The organism is methanotrophic endosymbiont of Bathymodiolus puteoserpentis (Logatchev) (assembly GCF_900128525.1).
Taxonomy (GTDB): Bacteria; Pseudomonadota; Gammaproteobacteria; order Methylococcales; family Methylomonadaceae; genus Methyloprofundus.
Map to the genome: position 1 here is coordinate 1 of NZ_FQTQ01000135.1, position 2,305 is coordinate 2,305.

4 protein-coding genes and 1 pseudogene are annotated in these 2,305 nt (G+C 43.5%); 3 read left to right on the forward strand and 2 right to left on the reverse strand.

Annotated features, from left to right (window positions below):
* Positions 1–72: pseudogene (locus BQ7314_RS11065) on the reverse strand (IS6 family transposase); the annotation flags it as partial.
* 390 nt (positions 73–462) lie between these two features.
* Here BQ7314_RS11065 and BQ7314_RS11070 point away from each other — a divergent pair.
* The gene (locus tag BQ7314_RS11070) at positions 463–663 is read left to right on the forward strand and encodes a hypothetical protein (RefSeq protein WP_174483758.1); all 201 of its coding nucleotides are present in this window, start codon (positions 463–465) and stop codon (positions 661–663) included.
* A 13-nt stretch (positions 664–676) separates the two neighbouring features.
* Here the strand turns inward: BQ7314_RS11070 and BQ7314_RS11075 are convergent, their stop codons facing one another.
* Positions 677–1,249, reverse strand: coding sequence for a DNA-binding protein (locus BQ7314_RS11075; protein ID WP_174483759.1), 573 nt, complete (start codon positions 1,247–1,249; stop codon positions 677–679).
* A gap of 171 nt (positions 1,250–1,420) precedes the next feature.
* Here BQ7314_RS11075 and parA point away from each other — a divergent pair, with 171 nt between their 5' ends.
* Entirely contained in the window at positions 1,421–2,059 is a 639-nt protein-coding gene (gene parA / locus BQ7314_RS11080; RefSeq protein WP_174483760.1) for a ParA family partition ATPase, read from the forward strand.
* Positions 2,049–2,305 (forward strand): hypothetical protein (locus BQ7314_RS15680; RefSeq protein WP_217423843.1); only part of this gene is annotated, 257 nt, incomplete at its 3' end. The genes parA and BQ7314_RS15680, both read left to right, overlap by 11 nt.

A 2,305-nucleotide genomic window follows, 5' to 3' on the forward strand; every position in this document is an offset into this window, starting at 1 on the left:
ATACCTGACATAAAAGAAAACCGCATAAAGAATAACGTCTTTGGGAAAGTGTGTCCCTTTAAAGCTGATCATGATTTTATTTTATGTACATTGGGAAATAAGGGGGAATTATCTCAGAATTTACCCAGGAATGCGACAGAACCAGCGGAGAGCTTGACCAGTTTTTGATTGCCTCGATTGAATGGCAGAATACCCAGCCACCAGAGCCGGAGAAATTTAAAATTGTTATGAATGAAGCCATAACCGCGCTTGATAGCTGGATTAGTGAGCGCATGTAAAAGAATAAAACAATCCCTGTTTTTGGACAATTAAAATAGGGGCTTCCCTGCCCCTACCCTATCGGGAAAATGGCGAAAAGATGCCATTTTTTTTAATCGTCTCAACTTCTCAAAGACTGGTCAAAATTGACAAAATATTAAAAGCAAGGCTATACAATAGATACACCGCCAAGGAGGGCGCAGCATGTCATTTGTAAGAGACTATGAAACCAAAGGCCAGCCACTAATCAGGCTAGGCGGTTCTATTGGCGTAGTAAACGCCACGGCTGAGAATTTCAACCTTGCCGCCGAACACATGGCAGAAAATCCAGAGTTACAAGAAAATTGGAAACCTGAAAGCGGCGTATTCTGCCTTGTTCCAAAAGAATTGGACACACCTTTTTAAAAACCGCGCTACCCTATTTCGTAGCCCTTGCCCTACCCTTGGCAATCTCCACAAGTTCACTTTGCAGCTTGGCAAAATCGGCTTTAAGGCTGATTAGTTGCTTATCTTTTTCTTGCAGTTGCGCCACATATCCGGCGGCTTCGCTTGTGATCTTTACGGTTTTTTCTTGCGCTGCATCTACGTTTTTTTGTAGCTCGATATTTTTAACAAGCACTTGTGCTTGTTCCCCTTCAAGCCTTGCCACTTCCCCCGCATACTCTGCAAGCTCTGCCTTAGCCTTTGTTATGGCCTCCCCTGCTTCATGCTGGATACGTTCGACAGATTCCCCCGCCAGAGAAGACGCAGCCGCCCAAATATCAAAAGCGGCCTTGTGCATGGCCGTTGTGACACTATCGGGCATTTGCAGCAATGGCGCAGAATGCGCGGCCTGTTCTTCTCTCCATAGCTTGACCATATCGCCCACAGTCGAGAAAGAACCGCCCGTAATGCCTATAACGGCGTTGACAGTCACGTTTTTACTAGCGGCCTGTAATTTCTCACAAGCAGCATTAACCGCCGCTTGTGTCACCTTGCTTTTTCGTTCCATAATTTCAATATTTAAGTAGTAGTAATATTACTACAATCTACTACAAAAAGATAGGATTATTTTCCTTATGTAATTATTTACTTAAATATTTATTTATGTATTTACATCTATAATTTTTTAATGCTATACTTACTTATGTACTTAATTAAGTAATTATATAAAGGTGAAAGCATGAGTAAGGTTATTGCAATTTTGAACCAAAAAGGGGGGGTAGGAAAAACCACCATAGCCGCGAATATAGGCGTTTCCATTAGCAAACGGGGGCATAGTGTCTTAATGGTGGATAGTGACCCACAAGGCAGCTTGAGAGATTGGAGCGCAACAAGTGAAGGCGAGCTTTTATCTGTTATAGGGCTAGACCGTGAAACACTTGCAAAGGATATTGAAGGGGTAAAAGCTCCTTATGATTATGTGATTATTGACGGTAGAGCCAAGGCCGAGAAAATGGCGGGGGCAGCAATCAGAGCCGCCGATATTGTTTTGATACCCGTTGCACCCTCTGCACTGGATATATGGGGGGCATCCGATATAACCGAGGCCATAGCCGCAAGGCATGAAGTGACAGAAGGCAAGCCGCAAACCCGCTTTATTATTAATGCGGCGACCAAAAACACAAAATTAATTGAGGAAATAAGGCCAGCCACAGAAGAAAGCGGGTTTAAGCCTTTGGACACTGTTTTGTATAATCGAGAAATTTACAAGCAGACAATGGGGGAGGGCTTGACAGTACACGACAGCAAAAACCCCGATGCACTGGAAGAAATCGAAAAATTAACCACTGAAATTATGGGGCTTTTAAATGAAAACTAAACCCGACAGAAAAAAAGAAACGCCGAGAGAGCAAGTTATCAATGAAGCTTTGAAAACTGATAGTGATGATATAGTGACAATGACTTTTAAAGTCCCCAGAGAATTACAACAGGGGTATAAAAGGCGCGCCATCCTACCTCATGAAACACTTGGGACTCCTGTCGCCAAATATTCATTCACATACGGAGCGAATTGGATAAGCCCCAGTACGCCCTGCGTCCGCTTCAACTTCGCACAAAAGCCGCT

What these genes read in the sequence shown, in the direction of transcription:
- BQ7314_RS11070 (WP_174483758.1), top strand. Translation starts at nt 463, where the DNA reads ATGTCATTTGTAAGAGACTATGAAACCAAAGGCCAGCCACTAATCAGG.
- BQ7314_RS11075 (WP_174483759.1), bottom strand. Translation starts at nt 1,249, where the DNA reads ATGGAACGAAAAAGCAAGGTGACACAAGCGGCGGTTAATGCTGCTTGT.
- parA (WP_174483760.1), top strand. Translation starts at nt 1,421, where the DNA reads ATGAGTAAGGTTATTGCAATTTTGAACCAAAAAGGGGGGGTAGGAAAA.